General features: G+C 40.0%; 21 protein-coding genes. 15 read left to right on the forward strand and 6 right to left on the reverse strand.

Going from position 1 to position 21,681, the window contains the following annotated elements; genetic code table 11:
- Positions 1–171: 171 nt before the first annotated feature.
- Complete coding sequence (locus FHR28_RS01795; protein ID WP_056512323.1) at positions 172–2,979, reverse strand: ATP-binding protein; 2,808 nt, start codon at positions 2,977–2,979, stop codon at positions 172–174.
- Between the two features lie 314 nt (positions 2,980–3,293).
- Between FHR28_RS01795 and cysM the strand changes: the two genes are divergently transcribed.
- Genes cysM through FHR28_RS01815 form a run of 4 tightly spaced genes read left to right on the forward strand, consistent with a single transcriptional unit; the run spans position 3,294 to position 8,832 of the window.
- Positions 3,294–4,214: a cysteine synthase CysM gene (gene cysM, locus FHR28_RS01800; RefSeq protein WP_166781812.1), complete on the forward strand. Its 921-nt coding sequence runs from the start codon at positions 3,294–3,296 to the stop codon at positions 4,212–4,214.
- A gap of 59 nt (positions 4,215–4,273) precedes the next feature.
- The gene (locus tag FHR28_RS01805; protein ID WP_004725911.1) at positions 4,274–5,095 is read left to right on the forward strand and encodes a 3'-5' exonuclease; all 822 of its coding nucleotides are present in this window, start codon (positions 4,274–4,276) and stop codon (positions 5,093–5,095) included.
- Between the two features lie 8 nt (positions 5,096–5,103).
- Positions 5,104–6,498 (forward strand): 23S rRNA (uracil(1939)-C(5))-methyltransferase RlmD, encoded by a 1,395-nt coding sequence (rlmD, locus tag FHR28_RS01810; RefSeq protein ID WP_105714386.1) that lies wholly within the window; start codon positions 5,104–5,106, stop codon positions 6,496–6,498.
- Between the two features lie 27 nt (positions 6,499–6,525).
- Entirely contained in the window at positions 6,526–8,832 is a 2,307-nt protein-coding gene (locus FHR28_RS01815) for a RelA/SpoT family protein (protein WP_004725915.1), read from the forward strand.
- Between the two features lie 78 nt (positions 8,833–8,910).
- Here the strand turns inward: FHR28_RS01815 and FHR28_RS01820 are convergent, their stop codons facing one another.
- Positions 8,911–9,285, reverse strand: a complete 375-nt coding sequence (locus tag FHR28_RS01820) for a hypothetical protein (protein ID WP_166781813.1) — start codon at positions 9,283–9,285, stop codon at positions 8,911–8,913.
- A 197-nt stretch (positions 9,286–9,482) separates the two neighbouring features.
- Positions 9,483–10,256, reverse strand: coding sequence for an SDR family oxidoreductase (locus FHR28_RS01825; protein WP_166781814.1), 774 nt, complete (start codon positions 10,254–10,256; stop codon positions 9,483–9,485).
- 105 nt (positions 10,257–10,361) lie between these two features.
- On the opposite strand from FHR28_RS01825, the gene mazG reads away from it, so the two are divergent.
- The 9 genes from mazG (at position 10,362) to yjgA (ending at position 17,092) form a co-directional block, all read left to right on the forward strand.
- A complete protein-coding gene (mazG, locus tag FHR28_RS01830) occupies positions 10,362–11,141 on the forward strand; it encodes a nucleoside triphosphate pyrophosphohydrolase (protein WP_166781815.1) in 780 nt (259 codons plus the stop codon).
- Positions 11,134–11,595: a ComEA family DNA-binding protein gene (locus tag FHR28_RS01835; RefSeq protein WP_166781816.1), complete on the forward strand. Its 462-nt coding sequence runs from the start codon at positions 11,134–11,136 to the stop codon at positions 11,593–11,595. The genes mazG and FHR28_RS01835 overlap by 8 nt, the downstream gene beginning before the upstream one ends.
- 147 nt (positions 11,596–11,742) lie before the next feature.
- Positions 11,743–13,224 (forward strand): polynucleotide adenylyltransferase PcnB, encoded by a 1,482-nt coding sequence (pcnB, locus tag FHR28_RS01840; protein ID WP_166781817.1) that lies wholly within the window; start codon positions 11,743–11,745, stop codon positions 13,222–13,224.
- Positions 13,218–13,703 carry a 2-amino-4-hydroxy-6-hydroxymethyldihydropteridine diphosphokinase gene (gene folK, locus FHR28_RS01845; protein WP_105714384.1) on the forward strand — a complete coding sequence of 162 codons (486 nt, stop codon included), beginning with the start codon at positions 13,218–13,220 and terminating at the stop codon, positions 13,701–13,703. Before pcnB ends, folK begins: the two co-directional genes overlap by 7 nt.
- 46 nt (positions 13,704–13,749) lie before the next feature.
- Complete coding sequence (gene panB / locus FHR28_RS01850) at positions 13,750–14,559, forward strand: 3-methyl-2-oxobutanoate hydroxymethyltransferase (RefSeq protein ID WP_004725927.1); 810 nt, start codon at positions 13,750–13,752, stop codon at positions 14,557–14,559.
- Positions 14,560–14,561: 2 nt separating this feature from the next.
- Positions 14,562–15,407, forward strand: coding sequence for a pantoate--beta-alanine ligase (gene panC, locus FHR28_RS01855; protein WP_166781818.1), 846 nt, complete (start codon positions 14,562–14,564; stop codon positions 15,405–15,407).
- Positions 15,408–15,432: 25 nt separating this feature from the next.
- The gene (rapZ, locus tag FHR28_RS01860) at positions 15,433–16,284 is read left to right on the forward strand and encodes an RNase adapter RapZ (RefSeq protein WP_004725931.1); all 852 of its coding nucleotides are present in this window, start codon (positions 15,433–15,435) and stop codon (positions 16,282–16,284) included.
- On the forward strand, positions 16,281–16,550 hold the full coding sequence (locus FHR28_RS01865; RefSeq protein WP_004725933.1) for an HPr family phosphocarrier protein: 270 nt from the start codon (positions 16,281–16,283) through the stop codon (positions 16,548–16,550). The genes rapZ and FHR28_RS01865 overlap by 4 nt, the downstream gene beginning before the upstream one ends.
- A 2-nt stretch (positions 16,551–16,552) precedes the next feature.
- Positions 16,553–17,092 carry a ribosome biogenesis factor YjgA gene (gene yjgA, locus FHR28_RS01870; RefSeq protein WP_004725935.1) on the forward strand — a complete coding sequence of 180 codons (540 nt, stop codon included), beginning with the start codon at positions 16,553–16,555 and terminating at the stop codon, positions 17,090–17,092.
- A gap of 71 nt (positions 17,093–17,163) precedes the next feature.
- Here the strand turns inward: yjgA and FHR28_RS01875 are convergent, their stop codons facing one another.
- On the reverse strand, positions 17,164–17,784 hold the full coding sequence (locus FHR28_RS01875) for a hypothetical protein (protein ID WP_166781819.1): 621 nt from the start codon (positions 17,782–17,784) through the stop codon (positions 17,164–17,166).
- A gap of 138 nt (positions 17,785–17,922) precedes the next feature.
- Here FHR28_RS01875 and baeS point away from each other — a divergent pair, with 138 nt between their 5' ends.
- Together baeS and FHR28_RS01885 are read left to right on the forward strand one after the other, a co-directional pair.
- Positions 17,923–19,665, forward strand: coding sequence for a sensor histidine kinase efflux regulator BaeS (gene baeS / locus FHR28_RS01880; protein WP_151956592.1), 1,743 nt, complete (start codon positions 17,923–17,925; stop codon positions 19,663–19,665).
- A 15-nt stretch (positions 19,666–19,680) separates the two neighbouring features.
- Positions 19,681–20,367 (forward strand): response regulator, encoded by a 687-nt coding sequence (locus tag FHR28_RS01885; protein ID WP_004725942.1) that lies wholly within the window; start codon positions 19,681–19,683, stop codon positions 20,365–20,367.
- Positions 20,368–20,570: 203 nt separating this feature from the next.
- Here FHR28_RS01885 and FHR28_RS01890 read toward each other — a convergent pair whose 3' ends face one another.
- Together FHR28_RS01890 and FHR28_RS01895 are read right to left on the reverse strand one after the other, a co-directional pair.
- Positions 20,571–20,951, reverse strand: coding sequence for an MmcQ/YjbR family DNA-binding protein (locus FHR28_RS01890; RefSeq protein WP_166781820.1), 381 nt, complete (start codon positions 20,949–20,951; stop codon positions 20,571–20,573).
- 24 nt (positions 20,952–20,975) lie between these two features.
- Complete coding sequence (locus tag FHR28_RS01895) at positions 20,976–21,575, reverse strand: L,D-transpeptidase family protein (protein ID WP_166781821.1); 600 nt, start codon at positions 21,573–21,575, stop codon at positions 20,976–20,978.
- Positions 21,576–21,681 lie beyond the last annotated feature (106 nt).

Raw genomic sequence — 21,681 nt, forward strand, 5'->3', positions numbered from 1 at the left:
TGATTGCAATAAAAAGATTGTTCTAATTCATGCTGTTTTAAAGAAACAATAAAAACCATACGCAGGATAAAACCCAGAGTCAATTTGGGTTTTATCCTGACGATTTAAAACAGCTTAAAGCGCGATAAGAAAAGCGTTTATAGCGCTGAATCGGATAGAACTGCGCTGTATTTATGAGGCGGGTAAAATCTGCTGTGCCGCGGTTTCAACTTCATGAATCGCCAATTGAAGCTCATCAAAGCGTTTCATCACGTCTTGGATAAAGGCTTCATCTGCTTTACGGCGCTCTTTGCGTAGCATGGAAATAAATTGTTCAAAATCACCCGTAATGCGTTGCAATTTTGGTGTGCCGACATAACGGGTAGCACCATATAAGCGATGTAAGACATGTTCTAATTGCGGGAAGTCCTCAAGCTCAATGAGTTGCTCAATTTCAGCCAACTCCGTTGGGAAGCTGTCGACTAGCATTTTTAACAAATCTTGTGCGAGATCTTCTTTATTGGCCGCTAAAGCAAGGCTTTGTTTCCAATCTAGAATATAAGAGTCCAGCGCTTCGATATATACTGTATTTTCGATAGGTTGTTGATGTTGAATAAATTTATCGCTTGTCCAATTGGTGAGAATTTGAATAATTTGTTCAATCTGGATCGGCTTGGTTACATAGTCATCCATACCCACTTTGAGTAGTTTTTGCTTCTCATCAGCCAATGCGTGAGCTGTCAATGCAATAATTGGCATTCGCATACCATCTAAGGTAGATTCCAGCGAGCGAATTGCCCGTGTGGTATCTATCCCAGACATGACTGGCATTTGAATGTCCATAAAGATAAGATCAAATGGTTTAGCGCCTTGTTCAACCCCTTGTTGAATGATGGTTAAGGCTTCTTGACCACTGAGAGCTTTGGTGGTTTTTACATTGAGCTCACCTAATAGCGCTTCTAGTACGATCAAATTCGGTAAATGATCATCTACTGCTAAAACGTGTAAATCTTGCCCTTTAAAGTCTTTATGATGTTCTTGTTCAAAAACAGGCTGATTACTTAATAGTTGAATCACTGAACTACGGCTTAGTGGTTGATACAATGGACGCGCTTTATATTCAGTCAACATATTTGGATCAAGTGACATTTGATAGCCATATACCGCCAAATGACCTTGATAACGACCACGAATTTCTTTAAGTAAGGCTTCGGTATCTCCACTGTGATCAACGATCAACCAGGTATTTTCAGTATTTTTTTCTAGGCTATTTAGGCGGCTAAACAGATCTAAAATCGATTGCGCTTCAGTGTGCTGGACTTGATAGTCTTCTAAGTAATGTCGTAATACATTGGCAGTTGCAGGGTGTGCCAAGAAAGACACTACATTTAAGTTTTTAAATGATGGATGAACAATTTCTTCATCTTCATTTACCGTTAACATGGCAGTAAACCAGAAGGTTGAACCTTTTTCTGTGGGTGCACGTTCTTGGTTATCTTCAAAGCCAATTTGACCATGCATCAAATGTACAAGTTGCTTAGAAATGGCTAAACCGAGTCCTGTACCACCGAATTGGCGAGTGACAGAAGCATCACCTTGAGAGAATGATTCAAATAGTCGTTTACGATCGGTACCACTTAAACCAATACCACTGTCTTGTACACTAAAGTGCAGCAAACATTGCCCGATATCATCATGTTCCATCCGCGCACGAACAATAATTTCACCATCAGGGGTGAATTTAATCGCATTGGAAATCAGATTGGTCAGCACCTGTTTAAAGCGTAAGGCATCACCAATGACATGTTTAGGCACATTGTCTGCAAAATAGAATGCCATCTCTATATGCTTTTGCGCTGCCAATGGCGAGAGCATATCCATCACATCGAAAATTGCTTCTTCAAGATCAAAAGGTGCGGTTTCGAGTTCTAATTTACCTGCATCAATTTTCGAGAAATCGAGTACATCATTAATCAATGCCAATAAATGTGCAGAAGACTTACGGATGGTCTGTAAATATAAACTTTGATCATTGCTTAAATTGTCTTGGCGCAACATCAAATGAATAAAGCCATCAATACTATTTAATGGGGTACGTAATTCATGACTGATATTGGCAAGGAAGACCGACTTCGCCTGATTGGATGAAATCGCCTGATCACGGGCTTGTTTATAGGTAATGTTCTGGACTTCTAAGGTGTCTAATGTACGGCGTAAATCATCTTCCGTTTGTTCAGTATGTTCTTTTAGTTCAAGGAAACTGAAATGTAGCCGTTTCACCACATTGGCAATATCACGCTGTAATAAGCGCAGTTCCCCAGTACTGTTGATCACCATATGTTGATCAAGCGTATCTGCATTTAAGCGTTGCAATTGCATCCGAATTTCGTACATCGGTGCAATCCAGCGTCTTGAATAGAAGTTTAGACACAATAGAAGCAACAGTAGCGTTAATAAGGCAGTCGTAATTAATACGATCATGACACGATAATGTGAAATTTCTAAAGGTTGATTATCAAGTTCAATCACCAACCACATATTTTCAGCAGATTTGCTGGGATTAAGTTTAATCCCATAAATATTGTTGTACTTATTTTGAATTGGCCCAAAGAAAGTGCCTGATTTTGGAATTTTTGGCCAAGCACGTTGATTTTGGTAGCCTACACTTAAATGATTAACATTATTTTCATCTAAAATCGCTGCACTGAGTAAATGCTTTTCGTTAAACATTTTTTGTAAAATGCTTTCAGCTTTGGCGTGTTGAATTGGATCTTGTTCCATGACTGCAGTGAGTTGCTCAGCAGTATATTGGTAACGACTCAATATCGCGATGGCTTGGAAGCGCTGTTTAGACTTGGCAGCAGCTGATGTTTCAGAAAGAACCAGTGCTGCTCCAACACATGCCAAAATCATAATTGGCACGAAAATTAACGCAATAAGTTGACCATAAGCGTGATTGAGTTTTAAGCGTTTAAAGAGTTTTTTATTGAAATTCGACATTGTTCCAGCAACTCATTGCCCATGGCAAAGATATTAACATGCTTTAATCATCCTGCATGACAATATGACTAAAAATCTTGTGAATTGAAAATGAGTTATGCTGTTTTATAGATAACTTTATCATTTCTAATTCTAAGTAAAGTTTATTTTTTTATATGTATTTAATTTTATTCAATAAAGAAAATCATGCTCCTACTTGGGTGTGTTGATATATATGAATTTAGTTTGATCATTCCAAGCAAAATGAAGCGGAAAGATGTGCAGTATGTTTCTTTTTTTCATACAATATGCCCACCTCGATATAGGTGCAACCGATGAGTCACACACAACCTGATTTCTTAGCCGACGAATTTTTGTTAGATCACTATGTAGGAAAAACTCCTCTGGTGCGTTTACAACGTTTGGCAAGTCATACTCAAGCAACAGTATTGGCAAAGCTAGAAGGCAATAATCCTGCTGGTTCTGTCAAAGATCGTCCTGCATATAACATGATCATGAAAGCTGAACAGCGTGGTCAAATTAAGCCAGGTGATACGTTGATCGAGGCGACGAGTGGAAATACTGGGATTGCGTTGGCAATGGTCGCCGCAATGCGTGGTTATAAAATGAAATTGATCATGCCTGGGAACTCTAGCCAAGAACGTAAAGATGCGATGCGTGCCTATGGGGCTGAATTGATCGAAGCAACCAATATGGAAGTTGCGCGTGATATGGCTTTGCAAATGCAAAGTGAAGGCAAAGGTTTAGTATTAAATCAGTTTGGCAACCCAGATAATGTGGAAGCACACTACCTGACCACAGGCCCTGAAATTTGGCAACAAACCGCAGGGAAAATCACCCATTTCGTGAGCTCTATGGGCACAACGGGCACGATCATGGGGATCTCTAAATATTTAAAAGAACAAAATCCAGATATTCAAATTATTGGATTACAACCTTCAGAAGGTTCAAATATTGCGGGTATTCGTCGTTGGCCACAAGAATACTTACCGACTATTTTTGATCCAAGCCGTGTCGATCAGATTATGGATATTCCGCAAATTGAAGCAGAAAAAACCGCACGCCGTTTAGCACGTCAAGAAGGCATTAGTGCTGGGACTTCTTCAGGTGGTGCTGTATGGGCATCGGTTAAAATTGCCGAAGAAAACCCAGACGCAGTGATTGTCTGTATTGTCTGTGACAGAGGGGATCGTTATCTTTCTACAGGTTTGTTCTCTGTTGAGGATGAAGAATAGTTGCTTCGAAGTCATAAATTGCTTCATGATGGCAAACTTGAGTATTGAGTAAAGCTTTTATGCGTCTTCCAGTTTTAGTTTTTGATATCGAAACCCTGACCGATCTTAAGTCAGGGGCGCATTTATATGGCTTGGATTTACCACAGGACGATTTAGAACAGGCGTTGGCAAAACTACGCCGTCAAGAATCGGGGATGGATTTTCAGCGCTTGGCTTTACATGAAATTGTCTGTATTTCGGGATTGTGGATTGATGAAAATGGTGTGATGAAACTGTTTTCATTTAGTCGAGAGCACTATACTGAAACTGAAATTTTACAAAAATTTTTATCTATCTTTGATAAAAGACATCCAACACTCGTGAGCTGGAATGGCTCACAGTTTGATTTGCCTGTGATTTTATTCCGCGCCATGTATCATGGACTATCTGCGCCAAGTTTGTTCGATCAAGGTGAGATTGACACACAAAAAAGGTATAATAACTATCAGAACAGATACCACAACCGTCATGTTGACTTAATGGATGTCATGGCGATGTTTAATGGACGTCATTTCCAGAAATTGGATGATGTTGCACATTTATTGGGTTATCCCGGTAAACGTGGTATTTCAGGTTATTTTGTTCCCGAATATGTGAATACACAGCAATGGTTGAAACTCACCAGCTATTGCGAAGGTGATGTTTTAAATACATGGTTGATTTTCTTAAGATGGGCTTTGCTTAAAGGTCAGATTTCTTTGCAAGATCACCGTTTATGGATTCAAGCCTCGATTCATTATTTGCAAGGACAAACTCAACAACATGAGTTTTTAAATGTTTGGCGTGAAACCTCACAACGAACTGAATTTACTCAAGCAGATTTTTCCTCCACACCCGATTAGGTATCCCTTTGAAACATAGAGCCAAACCTCGACCATCTCAGCTTCCACAATATATTTTTAAAGTTGAAAGATTGTCACACGAAGGGCGAGGGATTGCGCATTATGGTACAGAACTCAATCATCCAAGTGAAAAGCAGGGTAAAAAAGTTTTTATTCGCTATGCACTGCCTGGTGAAATCGTAAAAGCTCAAGTGACGCGTCAAGTATCCAAACTTGAAGAAGCGGACAGTATTGAATTACTTAGTGAGCCAAATCCACATCGTATTCAACCGATCTGCCCACATTTTGGTACTTGCGGTGGATGCAATATGCAACATATTCATCCAGATGAGCAAATTCGCTTAAAACAAGATGTTTTAAAGTCACATCTCAGCCACTTTGCGGGCTTAGTACCTGAACAGTGGTTAGCGCCATTGCGTTCAACACGTACCGACTATCGACATAAAGCCCGAATAGGGGTGCGTTATTTAGCTAAACAAAATAAATTACTGATGGGTTTTCGTGAAGCACAGAGCAACCACTTAACTGCAATTGAAACCTGTAAAATTTTAGATATTGAATTAGATCAGGCTTTACCTGAAATCAAGGCATTACTCGAAAGTCTAAAAGGCAAAAGCAGCATTGGTCATATAGAATTAGCCAAAGGCGATAGCGAAATTTCATTATTGGTTCGCCATACTGAAAAATTAAAAGCCCATGATGTCAACCTATTGCAACAATATGCGTTACAGAAACAGTGGCAGTTGTATTTGCAACCTGCGGGTGTGGAAAGTGTACAACGTCTAGATGGTGCTCAGGCAGACATGCATTTGCATTACCGTTTAAAAGATTTTGATATTGAGTTTGCGTTTAATCCAACAGATTTTACCCAAGTGAATCCCACTGTAAATCCGCAGATGGTTAATCTGGCATGTGATTTGCTTGAGTTGAAAGCAGGTGAAACTGTTTTGGATTTATTTTGTGGATTGGGGAATTTTTCTCTGCCGCTCGCTAAACGTGTGGGTGCTACAGGAAAAGTCATTGCTGTTGAAGGTAGCGAAGCGATGGTGAAGCGTGGTACAGAAAATGCACTGAACAATCGTATAAGCAATGTTAAATTCTATTCACAAGATTTAACAAAAGACTTTTCGCATTATTCTTGGGCAAATCAAGGATTTGATGCATTATTGATTGACCCTCCTCGTGCGGGTGCAGAACAAGTTATGCATTATTTGCCCAAATTTGGTGCGCAAAGAATCGTTTATGTGTCGTGTAATCCCGCAACATTGGCGAGAGATGCTGGAATTTTGGTACAACATGGTTATCAGCTCACTAAAGCAGGTGTGATGGACATGTTTACGCACACAGGGCATGTAGAATCGATTGCTTTGTTTGAAAAGAAATTAGAGATAAACGATTTATAATGAAATATAGAGTTAGAGGAGTAGGGTATGGTCACAGTACGTGAGCAACTTCCTGATCAGCTCAATGAGCTATCAGAGGAAGCGACTGTAGAACATGCCGATGAAGCGCAACAGGCTCTAGCAACTTGGCTAGATCGAGTGCGTGGAATTTTAGACGGTGCTGAACTTAAGCAGTTAGAAGAAGTCGCGCAATTAGTATTACAAAAAGAATTGGCGACCACAGTAAATTCCAGAACCAATACCTTTGCAACAGGCATTGGAATGGCCGATATTCTCGCGCATTTACATGTCGATGAAGATACGCTGGCAGCAGCTGTGCTTTATCGTAGTGTGCGTGAAGATCTCACGACTTTAGAGGAAATACAGCAACAATGCGGTGAGCAGGTTTACAACCTTGTCAAAGGCACTTTGGCGATGGGTAAACTTTCTGAACTGATTGAAAAGAATAAACGTTTAGAAGATCACTTTAATAATAATCAGCGTGAACACCTGACGGGCATCTACAAGATGTTGATTTCTGTGACAGAAGATGTTCGTGTGGTCTTGATTAAACTGGCTGAACGTACCTTTGCTTTACGTGAATTGGCGCACTCTTCAAAAGAACGTCAAGAGCGTGTTGCACGAGAAATTCTCACCATCTATTCGCCTTTGGCGCATCGTTTAGGCATTGCGCAATTAAAGTGGGAGCTCGAAGATCTTGCTTTCCGTTATTTGGCACCAGAACGTTATAAAGAGATTGCTTCTTTACTCAATGAAAAGCGTCTAGAGCGTGAACAATATATCCAGTTTGTAGTGGATAAACTCAAGAATGAGCTGGCTGGGCATGATATCGAGGCCGAGATTTCAGGTCGGGTAAAACATATTTATTCGATCTACCGCAAAATGAAGAGTAAAAATCTGAGTTTTGATCAGCTTTATGATATTCGCGCGTTACGCGTCTTGGTTAAATCTGTCGCAGAGTGTTATCACGCTTTAGGCATTGTGCATCAAATTTGGCGTCATATTCCTCATCAGTTCGATGACTATATTACCAACCCAAAAGCCAATGGTTATCGCTCTTTGCATACTGCGGTGATTGCAGAAAATAAATCCTTGGAAATCCAGATCCGAACCAAAGAAATGCATGAAGAAGCAGAGTTGGGGGTATGTTCACACTTCAATTATAAAGAAGGCTCGAAAACCACTGACTATTCATTTAATCATCGTTTGCATTCTTTACGTGCAGTGCTTGAACATTATCAAGAACGTACCGAAACCAGTGCGCATCCCAATGAAGATGAAACAGAAGATTTTGAACAAATTCAAGATTTTGAAGGTTTTGAAAAAATCTATGTGTTTAGTCGTGATGGGGATATTAAAGAATTACCACGCGGATCGACGGTGCTTGATTTTGCTTATCATGTGCATACCGAGGTCGGCAATAAGTGCTATGCATCACGGGTCAACCAACGCTATGTGCCGTTAACCTATACCTTAAAAACAGGCGAACAGGTTGAGATTTTAACCAAGAAAGATCGAGAACCCAATCGTGATTGGTTGGTTAACTCTTTGGGTTATATTAAAACAGCACGTGCGCGTGACAAGTTGCGCCACTGGTTTAGACAACAAGATCGCAGTAAAAATTTGGAAGTTGGGCGTGAGTTGCTCAATAAAGAACTTTCACGTTTAGCGATTCACCCGAAAAGTATTGATTTAAGTGATTATTGTAATCATTTCAATGTGAAAACTGGGGATGACATTCTTGTGTCATTGGTGAGTGGGGAAATTAGCCTGCATGCCTTGATCAATCAAGTCAATCGCCACATGCACTTAGATCAGGATGAACCAGAGTTAGTTTTAAAACCAACATTAAATCCACGCGCAAGTCATACCTTGTCGGCGCATGGAATTTTAATTGATGGTTTGGACAATGTTGAATTACATATTGCACAATGTTGTCAGCCCGTTCATGGTGAATCGATTGCTGGATATATCACATTGAATCGTGGTGTTAGTATTCACAAGGTTGCATGCCCAGATTATATGCGCATGATCAAGTTAGAACCTGATCGTGCGGTTGAAGCAGATTGGGAAATGCAACCGACACGTGGGCAAAGTGTGCAAATTGTGGTGGAAGCGTATGATCGCCGTGGTTTGTTAAAAGATTTGACCCAAGTGATTTTTTCAGATCAGATCAATATCCGTCAGGTGAATACGATTTCTGAAGCAGATGGTATTGCCAATATGAAATTGTTGATTGAAGTGAAAGGCTTGGCACAATTGTCTCGCCTCTTGGCGAGATTGGAACAACAGCCTGGCATTATCAGTGCTCGACGCTTGGTTCAAGGCAATTAGTTCGCTGTTCTGACCTCATTTATTTCAAAAAAACCTGCACAATGCAGGTTTTTTTGATTTGAAATCACCCTATAAAAATTACACGCTACATTTTTTTGAGTTTTGGTAAATGGCGATATTTTCTATGTTGGCTTGAGCATCAGTCATAAGTTGAGTATCGACTTGACCAGGATCTGACTCAGTCGAGACCTTATTGGCAAAGCCTCCAGCTTTGGATACTGTATCAGAGCCCCCACCAAAAGCATTTAAAGCACTACTTGCAAGACCCGCCCATTTACTAATGGTTTTGCCCGTTGCCTTAGTTTCAGAAGAGGAGAGCACGCGGCTTGCATTGGCTTTTTCAACAGCAAGCGCAGCACAATCCATACTTTTTAGTTCAGTAGTGCTCAGTGGGGCAGCAGTTAGGATTGTACTTGATGCAAGTATGGTTATTGTTAGGAGTGTTTTTTTCATTGTTTATTCCATTTGCACATTGGAAACAAAACTATAAATTAAAATAACAAAAACAAAAATTACAAAGCTGTCAGGAAGCGAAATAGGCGCTTTCCATAAGGCGGCATTACAATCAAAATCTAAAATATTTTTATATCAATATAAATGGGCTAAGCCTATACGCCATAATTGTTTTATGACCTATAGGCGAGCAAAAATTATTTTTTGGTGAGCAGTAAATTGGCTAAACGATTGACAAACTGGGGGCTGATTGCAGACAGTTGGAACATAATTTTGGTCTTAAATCCCACAGGCGTATGCGTAGCCGTTAAGATGCTTCCTTTGGCTTTGACTAAGGCAAACACTTGTTCGGCAACATCTTGGGGCGTGAGACTGACTCCAATATTTTGAATCGCGCCTGCATCCATGTCTGTCACCATCGCTGTTTGGACAAAAAGCGGCATCACATCCAGTACACGAATGCCGTATTTTTGCCATTCGATATCTAGCCCTTCTGTAATACCGCGTACGGCAAATTTACTGGCAGAATAAGAGACTAAGTCTGCTTGTCCATAAATGGCTGATGCTGAGGAAAGATTGATGATACGCGCAAATTTTGCTTCTTTCAGATAGGGAAGTGCGGCATGACAGCCATTTAAAACGCCATTGACATTGATATTGATTGTGCGGTGATGGTCACTAATCTGAGTTTTTTCAAAATCTCCAGAATAAAGAATCCCAGCATTATTGACTAAAATGTTGAGGCCATTTGCCCATTGAGAAAATTCTTTAAGCGCGGTTTGCCATTGTGCATAATCGCTCACATCTAATTTGCCCGCTTTGGCATTGTCACCCAATTGATCTGCTAAAATTTGAGCCTGCGCTTCATTGATATCATAAATACCAACTTGATAACCTTGTTGGTAGAATAGACGTGCAATCGCAGCCCCAATCCCTTGCGCAGCACCACTAATGAATATGCTTTGACTCATTGCAGCATCCTTTTTAGTTTATTTTGATTGCAAAGAGTTGAACATAAAATATGCATAACAACAAGTGTTGTGCAGTCATTTGTTATTGATCTTAAAGGACATAAAATGCAACAGCTATTCGCCATCATGAAACAATTACGTGCAGAATGCCCTTGGGATCGTGAACAGACACCTGAAAGTTTAACGCACTATGCGATTGAAGAAGCATATGAAGTGGAAGAAGCAGTACGTTCTGGTGATATAGATGAAATTAAAAATGAATTAGGTGATTTATTGCTACAAGTGGTTTTTCAATCACAGATGTACAGTGAGCAGGGGGCTTTTGATTTTAACGATGTTGTCGATGTACTTTGTCAAAAATTGATCCGACGCCATCCACATGTTTTCCAAAAACAACAATTTGATAATTTAACCCCTGAACAAGTGTCGGTGTTGTGGCAGGAAATTAAACAACAAGAAAAACAGGGCAAAACTCAATCTCGATTAGATGCGGTAAAACATGGTCCCGCTTTATCTCAGGCAGAAAACATTCAAAAAAATGTCGCAAAAGTAGGCTTTGATTTTCCTGATGTGGCGCAGGCCTACGATAAAGTCAAAGAAGAATTGGCAGAGTTTGAAGAGGCGCTGCAATCGGAAAAACCTGATGAAATTATGGAAGAATTTGGTGATTGTTTATTTTCTTTAATCAATGTAGGGCGTAAACTAGGCATTTCAAGTGAGATGGCGCTGTTAGGAACCATTTATAAATTTAAATCTCGCTTTGCTTATATTGAAGATCAAATCAATTTTAAAAATAAAAGATTAGAAGATGCGTCTTTAGAAGAAATGGATCTCCTTTGGGACCAGGCAAAGCAACAATTAAAATCAAAGGTTAGCAATGAGTAATCAGTATTTTTATTTTAATCGTGTAGTAAAACTAATTAAATTATCTTTTTTATTGGTGCTTTTGAGTTGCTCCTTGAGCTTGTATGCACAACAGTTTGATCAAGCTTATCTCAACTGGAAAGCACAACAACAGGCCCATGATGCACAATTAAAAAAAGTCGATGATCAATACTATCTTTCGCGACCGAATAGCCAAACATCACCATCGAATAGCAATCACAAAGGCCCATCATCACCTACTCAATCTTTAAACAGCTCAGCTTTAAAAGTCAGTTTAAACTCTGCAAGTGTCGAGCAATTACAACAGCTCACGGGTGTGGGAGCAAAGAAAGCACAGGCGATTATTGCTTATCGCAATCAGAATGGCGGATTTAAAAGTATCGATGACTTAAAAAAGGTCAAAGGGATTGGCGAGAAACTTTTCGAGCAGAATAGGGCACGACTGAGTTTATGATGGGTTTAAGAGCCTGTAGATCGACGAATTATCAATAGTCCATAAATTCAAGTGAAGTTTGCGAGAATCAAATTGCCCTTTAGCTGTGTAAGCGATATCATTAGCACAATTATGATTTTTACGTCCTGACGTAGGAGACAGTGTCTTTTGCAAACTTTGCGTGCGTCAAAGTGTGGGTTATCCACCGCTCAATTACCTTCCTCCATTTTAGATGTTATTGATTCTTTAACTAAAGCTGGCTATGAAGCTTATATAGTCGGTGGTGGTGTACGTGATTTAATGCTTGGCTTAAATCCGAAAGACTACGATGCTGTGACCAATGCAACACCTTCACAGGTGAAAGAGGTATTTGGTCGTCGTTGCCGAATTATTGGGCGACGTTTTGAATTGGCACATGTGTATTCAGGTCGTGAATTGATTGAGGTGGCGACATTCCGTGCCCCACCGAAAAAAGCCATTACCTCTGCACAAGGGATGATTTTACGTGACAACAATTGGGGAACAATAGAGCAAGATTTTGCTCGACGTGATTTTTCCATTAATGCCATGTATTACCAACCTCGAAAAGGGGAAGTGCTCGATTTTTGTAATGCTATTGATGATATAAAAACCAAAACTTTAAGACTATTGGGTGATCCAGCACTTCGTTTTGAAGAAGATCCAGTACGGATGTTGCGTACATTACGTTTTGCTGCGAAGTTAAATTTTAGTATAGATCCTAAAATATTAGACGTTTTTACCCAAGAAATGACACAATTGCTGCGTGATGTTTCTCCGCATCGTTTATATGATGAGTCGCAAAAATTATTCACCATGGGGCATTTGCATCGTGTGATGCCGATGTTGATTGAATTTGGTATTTGGAAGCAATTATTTGCTGATATTAGCCCTGAGATTACCCAATTTATAGAGCGTGCAGCGAAAAATACTGATCAACGGATTCAAATGGGTAAAACCATTAATCCTGCATTTTTCTATGCGGTATTGCTTTGGAATAATTTCTTAGCGCGTTGTGATTTCTACCATGCTAAAGGTGTTGTTGCTGCAGAAGCACGAGCTCAAGCAGGCTTAGATGTGTTAAAACGTCAAGCGACACGAACCATTATTCCTCGTTTTGCCGAAACCTTTATTCGTGAAGTCTGGGAAATGCAAAGTCGTTTGCTCAACCCGAAACCACAACAGATTGAAGCGCTTTCGGGTCATGCACGTTTCCGTGCAGGATTTGATTTCTTGCTGTTGAGAGAGAAGTCAGGTGATGCTTCTACCAATGGCATGGGTGCATGGTGGGAAGCTTACCAAGACATGTCGACTGATGAGAAAGAACGTGCAATTGGCAGTTATAATCGTCAGCGTGCCAAGAGTCGTAAGAAACTTGCTGAAGTTGCCCCTGTTGAAGATGTAAAAGCAACAGCTTCCATGCAAATTGAACCATTGGTGAAAGAACAAGAATCTCGTAGCCGTCGTTCACGGGCTAAACCAAACTCAACATCATCTCAAGATTTTAGAAGTAGAAGTGATGCTCGAACGGCAGTAAACAAAGGCGAGATTACAGCGGATCATCCAATCACCAAGCGTAGACGCGTACAACGTGATTTAAGCAGTGTGATTTTTGGACCGACCCAATCATGATTAAAACCTATATTGGTTTAGGCAGTAATTTAGGTGATTCTGAGCAAATTCTACGGGAAGCTGTAGAAAAACTCAGAAACTTAGGTGTTGTTACTGTTTCAAAGCTGTATCAAAGCCCACCGATGGGGCCTCAAGATCAGCCAAATTATCACAATGCAGTTGCAGAATTACACACTGATTTAGCGCCTTTGGCCTTGCTGGATGAGTTGCAAGGTATTGAAAATGAATCGGGTCGAGTACGTTTACGCCGTTGGGGTGAGCGTACTTTAGATTTAGATCTTTTGCTTTATGCTGAAAAAAACATTATAAATGAGCGGCTCACAGTACCGCATATTGGTATTTTAGAGCGTGATTTTGTGGTGATTCCATTGTTGGATCTCGATCCTGAGCTTCAAGTCAATGGACAATCATTGCAAAAGTTAGATTTCGTGCAACATTCAACCCTTAGTGTTTTAGCAGATCAGTCATGGGCTGATTAAAGGATTGAATGGGCAGAGGAACTCTCATTGATAGAGGAATATCGTCATGATTAGCCTAAGTGATTTAAGACAATTCAAAACTCAGGGACGTAAATTTTCATGCTTAACTTGCTATGATGCAAGTATGGCAAAAGGTATGGAAGTTGCTGAGATTGACACCATTTTGATTGGTGACTCTTTAGGGATGACAATCCAAGGGCATGATTCTACCTTGCCTGTGACTGTTGCAGATATGGCCTATCATACTGCTGCTGTACGTCGTGCAAATCAACATGCGTTTGTCCTGTGTGATTTACCCTTTATGAGTTATGCCACGCTCAATGATGCGTTGCTCAATTCAAAAACCGTGATGCAAGCGGGCGCTCAAATGGTGAAAATTGAGGGCGGTGAGTGGCTGGCTGAAACTGTAGAAGTTTTGACACGAAATGGTATTCCTGTTTGTGTACATTTGGGTTTAACACCACAATCGGTGCATGTTTTTGGTGGTTATAAATTACAAGCGAAAACACGTGAATCAGCAGATCAACTGATTGCGGACTGTAAAGCTGTAGTCGAGGCAGGTGCCGCTGTGTTATTGCTCGAATGTGTTCCGGCACAGATGGGTAAAGAAATTGCTGAATTATTCCCACACGTTCCTGTGATTGGCATTGGTGCTGGTGCAGATACCGATGGTCAAGTACTTGTGGTGCAAGATATGCTTGGTTTGACGTTTGGTAAAGTGGCACGTTTTGTACGTAATTTTATGAAAGAACAAGCAGGGGAAACTGCAATCGTGGATGCATTCAAGGCATATCATGTTGCTGTACAAGAGCAATCATTCCCTGCCAAAGAACATACTTTCCAAGTAGAGCTGTAAACATGAAAACAGAAACGACCATTCAAGGATTAACAGCATCACTTCAGCCTGCTCGATCGGCACGTAAAATCATTGGTTTTGTACCGACGATGGGAAATCTACATCAAGGCCACTTAAATCTGGTTCGTGAAGCTCGTAAATTATGTGATGTGGTGGTGGTCAGTATTTTCGTCAATCCAATCCAATTTGGACCGAATGAAGATTTTGATAATTATCCTCGTACACTTGAGCAAGACAGTAATTTACTTGCTGAAGTGGGTTGCGACATTGTTTTTGCACCTTCTGTGGAACAAATGTATGGTAAATTCCCGCGCTTAACCAATATCAGTGTAGGCGAAATTACCAATGATTTGTGCGGTTTACAACGTCCCGGTCATTTTGATGGTGTCGCTGTCGTTGTCACCAAATTGTTTAATATTGTACAGCCGAACTTTGCATTTTTTGGACAGAAAGATTATCAACAATTGGCTGTGATTAAGCAGGTTGTTCGTGATTTGAATATGCCAATTGAAGTGATTGGTGTACCAATTGCACGTGCTGAAGATGGTTTGGCCTTAAGTTCTCGTAATGGTTACTTATCTGAACAAGATCGTCAAACAGCTCCTGTTATTTTTAAGAGCTTAACGACTGCTGAACAAGATTTACATGCAGGTAAAGCACTTGCAGATGTCTTGGCACAAATTTGTGAAAGTTTAAATGATGCAGGGTTAATTGTGGATTATGTCGAAGCACGTAGCCCAGCGTTGCAAAAAGTTGAACAATTCGACCAAGATGTTGTATTGTTTGTTGCAGCGAAATTAGGCAAGACTCGTCTGATTGACAATTTACAAGTAAAACATTTTACATAAACTTTGCTTTTAGGATCGCCATGCCATGAAGCGCATACTTATCGTAACAGGACAGTCTGGTTCAGGTAAATCATCTGCTTTGCAGGTGCTTGAAGATTTGGGTTATTACTGTATCGATAATTTGCCTTTGGCATTGCTTCCTGAAATCGTTGAAAAGCTGGATAGAGAAAACAATTTAGAGTTATTGGCACTCGGTGTCGATGTTCGAAGTGCCAAAGAAGATTTACAAGGTTTTGATCAGGTTTTTCAACAGTTACAGAAACATGGTAGTGTAGACGTTATTTATTTAACGACTCGTGATCAGGAGTTGATTTCGCGTTTTAGTGCATCGCGACGTCCACATCCTTTATCAAACCGCTTCCAAAGTTTGAATGAATGTATTCAAGAAGAAAAAAATTTATTGCTCCCAATTCAACTGCGAGCAACAGTACATATCGATACAACGGATAAAAGTGTACACGATTTAAAAGATACCTTATTGTCCAAACTGGGACAGTCCGATAAACTCATTTTAATTTTGCAATCTTTTGGTTATAAACATGGTATTCCATTAGATGCAGATTTTGTTTTTGATGTAAGGCATTTGCCGAATCCACATTGGGATTTAGAGTTACGTAAATATTCGGGTTTAGATGAACCAGTACGTAAATTTTTAGAAGCCAGCGAGCAAGCAAATGAGATGTATCAAGACATCTATCAGTTTTTAAATAAGTGGTTGCCTGCTTTTTCGGAAGGTCATCGTCACTATATTACAGTGTCAATTGGCTGTACGGGGGGGCAACATCGTTCGGTTTATATTGTGGATAGGTTGAAAAAGGCTCTTGAGTCGAAATGGACTATTCAGGTATTACATAGAGAAATGAAGCACTGGTCATGATTGACACAACTGTTGACGTAATTAATAAATTAGGATTACATGCGCGTGCATCTGGAAAACTAATCGAAGTCACGACTAAATTTAAATGCTCTATTCAAATTGGTAAGGGTGACAAGTTAGTCGATGCCAAGAATATCCTTTCTTTACTTATGCTCGGAGCTGGTAAAGGAACCACCTTGCGTCTAGTGATTGATGGTGCAGATGAAGAAAAAGCTTTGTCTGAAGTTCAAGCACTGTTCGCAGATAAATTTTACGAGGCAGAATAATCGTGGCACGTCGTCCGCAACGTTTTACTGAAGATGATTTTGAGTCTTTAGAAGGGCGTGCAAGTAAAACCGAACAGAAAAAAGCTGTACAACGTATGGCTGCTTTAGGTGAACAACTCGCAGAGTTGTCGAAGAAACAAATTGAATCTTTACCTGTTGAAGATCGGTTGATTGAGGCTTTGCTTGATGTGCAATTGATCACATCTTTTGAAGCACGTCGCCGTCAATTTCAACGGATTGGTAAGCTTTTGCGTAATGAAGATGAAGCCATCATTTTGTCTTATTTAACCCCTAAACAAGGGATTAAAAAGTTGGCGCAATTGGATCGTTGGGTTGATCGAATGATTGAACAGCGTGATCCTGCAATTAAAGAATTCTGTAAATCTTACAATGCTGCAGAAAGTCATTCTTTACGTCAGCATGTATTGCGTATTCATCGGGATATCACCCGCCAAGCCACTGCTGAAGAATTAGCGGCTTCTAAACTTAAGTTATTAAATTATGCCCAACAAGTGGCTTTGATTTCGGATAATTCCAAGTAAATTCAAGTAAAATATCGTGACAAATAAAAAACGACCCTTTTGGGTCGTTTTTTATATTTAGCCGAGATAGATTAAACTTTTGATGGCATTATGGGCATGTTTTCGCCTGCTTTAAATTCTGGCTGGAATTTAACAACGCATTTACCATCGATGATTTTGTCATTCATTTTTACTTGAATTGCCTTGCCATCAGTTTGGCCTGCACATGATTTTTGAATCGCATCCCACTGTGCTTTACGTTCTGCACGTTTTTGTGCAAATTCTTGCTTAATTTGAGCACGTTGCTCTTCGGTCATGTCTTTCATACGTGGTCCTTCATGATGCATCATACGGCCACGTTGTTCTCCATCACGACGGTAATCCTGTTTCATTTCTTTCATCGCCTTGTGATCAGGCTTGAATACGATATTACATGTACCATTAATATTTTGCTGACCTGCTGTCACCTGAACCGTTTGACCAATTGCTTTGCCATCACAGGCTTTTTGCATTTGTTGGCGTAACGCTTTATGTTGAGCACGTTTCTGTTTCATTTCTTCGCGTTGTTCTGGTGACATTTTATGATGTCCACCATGCATCATTGGACGGCCATCTGGACCTTCTTTAGGACCAGGATTGGATTGACAGGCCGTCAAAGCCCCTGCAGTTAAAATACTTGCTGATACCAGTGCGATTTTTGTCATTGCTTTCATTGTTACTACTCCAATGAATATTTTGATGTTCTGTTGATACAGTAAAGATTAAATAATAATGATGTAGAAACAATGGAGAGAATTTTGAGCAACTGTTGGGTACAATGTTGAAATGAGAAGAAAAACGTGAGACCAGTTTTGAAAATACGTCGAGTTCCCATTGCATTACGCTTATTTCTGACCGTTTTATTGACAACTTTAGTCATTACAACAGTGAGCTTGGGTGTTTTACATTGGACCATGCAAAAGAACTTTGCCAGATATGTTGCAGATGTTGAAATGCAGAAACTTGATCATCTGATCGAAAACTTGGCAGATGTATATGGAGTCTATCAAGACTGGGGTAACGCGGTTCAAGCACAGATTTTGCAAATTGAAGGTGATGCTGCGCCTGATGATTATGATAAATTATCACGCTGGTGGCTACGTCGCCAGTATGATATCGCTTTACAGCAACGCTACTTTAAAGAACATACGATGGTGGCGACTTTGGGACAAACGGACGGTGCCGTTCATAAGTCTCAACTGGATAAAGAAGAACTGAAAATTCTCGAAGAAAATTTACCCTCAGCTTATCAACCCTTTGAAGGTTTGAAATTTCCGCTTAGTTCAAATCAAAACTTATATAGACCCTCAGATCGTAAAGGAAATAAACCGCCTATAGGCAAAGACAAGGGGCATCTTTCAGCGGGACAGGAAGCATCAGCTTCTGTAGCGAAAGAAGCGCCAACGCGAGATCCGATGCGAACGGTAAATCCGCAGAATGGCAAAAAGATATTTGTGTCATTGCCTGACCGTTTGGGGCTGAGTTCACGACTTTCTTTATATGATGCAAAACAACAGTTTATTTTAGGTGAACCGTCAGATGACCAGGTGTCTTATCGTCCGATTTTAGTCAATGACGAAGTGGTCGGTTACTTGGGTTTAAAACCAGTTTTAGATCAGGATGATGCGCTGAGTATTAACTTCTTTAGTAATCAAAAGCGTTATTTAGTGCTGATTTATATCTTCACCTTCTTATCAAGCTTGGTTGCCGCATTGTTATTGGCGACTTATTTTAAAACACCGATTCAACGTTTATTGAACGCAACTCGCGAATTAACCAAAGGTAACTACCAGCATCAAGTGGTGATTAACCGCAATGATGAATTAGGAGACTTGTCAACAGAGTTAAATCAACTGGCTGTCATTCTCGACCAGCATGAAACATCACGCCGTCAGTGGGTTGCAGATACTTCACATGAGTTAAAAACGCCATTGGCAGTATTGCAAGCACAGATTGAAGCCATGCAGGATGGAATTCGCAAGCCGACACCAGAACATTTTGAAGCGATGTTACGTCAGGTCACGAGCTTGAAAAAGCTCACACAGGATTTAGCCGATTTGGCGCAAGCTGAAGCACAACAATTAAAATGCTACTTTGCAGAAATTGATCCTTGGTTGGTGGTTTTACAGGAAATCGAGAATTTTAAACCTAAATTTGAACAGGCTGATTTAACAATTTCAGCCACAGGTGAGGGAGCGAAATTACAATTAGATATAGATCGCTTTAAGCAAATTATGGTCAACTTACTTGGAAATAGTATTCGCTATACTGAAGCAGGTGGTGAAGTCCAAGTGCATACAGAGCAAGATGCAGATTCTTGGAGTGTGATCGTTGATGATAGCCCATTGGGTTTGAGTGATGAACAGATTGTACACTTGGGCGAACGTTTCTATCGTGTGGATAATTCACGTACACGTAGTACAGGCGGTACAGGATTGGGATTGGCTTTATCAGGTAAAATTGCACAAACACTCGGTGGTCAGCTTACTTTTGATCATTCGCCATTAGGCGGTTTGCGTTGCAAACTGACATTTTCAAAACATACTAAAGTTTAAAAGGAATAGTACAACATGAAGCATATCATGCTGGTAGAGGATGAAGTTGAACTTGCGCAATTGGTGCGGGATTATCTAGAAGCAGCGGGCTTTGAAGTCAGTATGTTTCATGATGGTCAAGAAGCGTATGACAGCTTCCTGCAACGCAAGCCAAGTTTAATGGTGTTGGATTTGATGGTCCCGCGTATGGATGGTTTGACCATTTGCCGTAAAGTGCGTGAGCAAACCGACTTACCGATTATCATGGTGACTGCACGAACTGAAGAAATCGATCGTGTCTTGGGTTTAAATATGGGAGCAGATGACTATGTCTGTAAACCTTTTAGCCCAAAAGAGTTGGTGGCACGTGTACAAGCGGTATTACGCCGTTTGGAACGTAAAGCTGAACCTGAAGCCAATGACTTATTTCGTATTGATAAAGCACAACAACGTATCTGGTATCAACAAAAATCGTTGAATTTAACGCCAACTGAATTCCGTCTTTTAGAGCTTTTCCTCGAACATTTGGGACAAGTCTATTCTAGAGCGCAACTTTTAGACCATATTAACCCAGATAGTTTTGATGTTGCTGACCGTGTTATTGATAGTCATATCAAGAACTTACGTCGTAAAATATCTGAAGCAGCGGAAACCGGAAATCGTCATGAATGGGTACAAGCTGTTTATGGCGTAGGCTACCGTTTTGAATATCCAGAAGATTAAGTTTTCGACATTTTAAGTTCTTCGTTGTGGATAAACACAGGTTTATCCACAGATATTGTGGGTAAATGTTTATAAATGTAAAAAGTTATGTTTGAAAAATAAACATATAACTTTATGTTTATTGATACATTCTGATTTTGACTGAATCGTGTATAGATAGAGTTTAGGTCTGTTAATCTAATGTGCGATCCAAAGCCCGCTAATTATTTAATGTGTTGATAAACCGCCAATACCTGCTTTTGGGCTTTGGTCAGGCTCTTGGCCACAAGTTCATAAGAGCCTTCAACCAAGTCTTGAATCAGATCAGCACTGATCTGTTCGCCTTCATAGATTGAAATCCAATGACGTTTATTCATATGGTAGCCCACCTGAATCGAGGGGTAGAGATCTCTCAACATTTCGCCATGATCAGGTTCAACTTTTAAATTAATCAGTTTTTTGCCATGCAGTTCAGAGCCTAACATAAACATTTTTCCCATCACTTTAAAAACAGGAACATCCTCACCAAAAGGATAGTCAAGTTCGGATTTAGGCAAATGTGACGCAATCTTAAATGCTAAAGTTCGGATTTCTTCACCAGTCATCACTGTCTCTTTTTAAAATATTATTTATGAATAAATGCTAATCACTGTTCCATCATCGACCAGTTTCCAAATTTCATCCATATCTATATTTCTAACGGCAATACACCCCCATGTCCAGTCATTTCTAGGTAAGTAGGTCATTAAACTCGGGAGTTTTTCCACTTGTGAGCGTGTTGCTGAACCATGAATCATAATGTCGCCACCAGGAGAAACGCCAAGTTGGTTGGCTTTAGATTTATCCTGTTGGTTTGGATAGGACACATGCAGCGATTTATAAAATGCACTATTGGGATTACGCCAATCTAGAATATAACGACCTTCAGGGGTTTTTCCATCACCTTCTTTAACTTTATGTCCAATAGGATCAAAGCCTAAGCGCATTGGATATGTTCGTATGTCTTGATCATGATGCATGAGTTTAACAATACGATCCGATTTATAAACTTTAACTTCGGTGATTGGCGTGTTTTGACGAAGACGTTGAATCTCTTGCTCAGATAAATTCTGCACATGTATAGCAGCATTTGCGGTTGGAATAAATTGATTATATTTTTGATAAGTCCAGACACTTGTTATAGCTATAGCCAAAAGAATCAAGCATGGAATGAGGTATTTTTTATTCATTTTAGAATACTAATGTTGTAAAACCCTGTATTGCCTAAATTTTATTCATTCTAAAGATAAAAGCTGTAGTTAATTTGTGATTGTGGATTTATCCTGTGGATAAACA

The organism is Acinetobacter sp. BIGb0196 (genome assembly GCF_011759595.1).
GTDB lineage: Bacteria > Pseudomonadota > Gammaproteobacteria > Pseudomonadales > Moraxellaceae > Acinetobacter > Acinetobacter guillouiae.

Excerpts from the sequence above, each read along its gene's own strand:
- mazG (WP_166781815.1), top strand. The coding sequence starts at position 10,362 with ATGCAACAGCTATTCGCCATCATGAAACAATTACGTGCAGAATGCCCT.
- cysM (WP_166781812.1), top strand. The coding sequence starts at position 3,294 with ATGAGTCACACACAACCTGATTTCTTAGCCGACGAATTTTTGTTAGAT.
- FHR28_RS01825 (WP_166781814.1), bottom strand. The coding sequence starts at position 10,256 with ATGAGTCAAAGCATATTCATTAGTGGTGCTGCGCAAGGGATTGGGGCT.
- FHR28_RS01835 (WP_166781816.1), top strand. The coding sequence starts at position 11,134 with ATGAGTAATCAGTATTTTTATTTTAATCGTGTAGTAAAACTAATTAAA.
- FHR28_RS01890 (WP_166781820.1), bottom strand. The coding sequence starts at position 20,951 with ATGACTGGTGAAGAAATCCGAACTTTAGCATTTAAGATTGCGTCACAT.
- FHR28_RS01875 (WP_166781819.1), bottom strand. The coding sequence starts at position 17,784 with ATGAAAGCAATGACAAAAATCGCACTGGTATCAGCAAGTATTTTAACT.
- FHR28_RS01895 (WP_166781821.1), bottom strand. The coding sequence starts at position 21,575 with ATGAATAAAAAATACCTCATTCCATGCTTGATTCTTTTGGCTATAGCT.
- panC (WP_166781818.1), top strand. The coding sequence starts at position 14,562 with ATGAAAACAGAAACGACCATTCAAGGATTAACAGCATCACTTCAGCCT.
- FHR28_RS01885 (WP_004725942.1), top strand. The coding sequence starts at position 19,681 with ATGAAGCATATCATGCTGGTAGAGGATGAAGTTGAACTTGCGCAATTG.
- FHR28_RS01805 (WP_004725911.1), top strand. The coding sequence starts at position 4,274 with ATGCGTCTTCCAGTTTTAGTTTTTGATATCGAAACCCTGACCGATCTT.
- FHR28_RS01865 (WP_004725933.1), top strand. The coding sequence starts at position 16,281 with ATGATTGACACAACTGTTGACGTAATTAATAAATTAGGATTACATGCG.
- panB (WP_004725927.1), top strand. The coding sequence starts at position 13,750 with ATGATTAGCCTAAGTGATTTAAGACAATTCAAAACTCAGGGACGTAAA.
- FHR28_RS01795 (WP_056512323.1), bottom strand. The coding sequence starts at position 2,979 with ATGTCGAATTTCAATAAAAAACTCTTTAAACGCTTAAAACTCAATCAC.
- FHR28_RS01815 (WP_004725915.1), top strand. The coding sequence starts at position 6,526 with ATGGTCACAGTACGTGAGCAACTTCCTGATCAGCTCAATGAGCTATCA.
- rapZ (WP_004725931.1), top strand. The coding sequence starts at position 15,433 with ATGAAGCGCATACTTATCGTAACAGGACAGTCTGGTTCAGGTAAATCA.
- FHR28_RS01820 (WP_166781813.1), bottom strand. The coding sequence starts at position 9,285 with ATGAAAAAAACACTCCTAACAATAACCATACTTGCATCAAGTACAATC.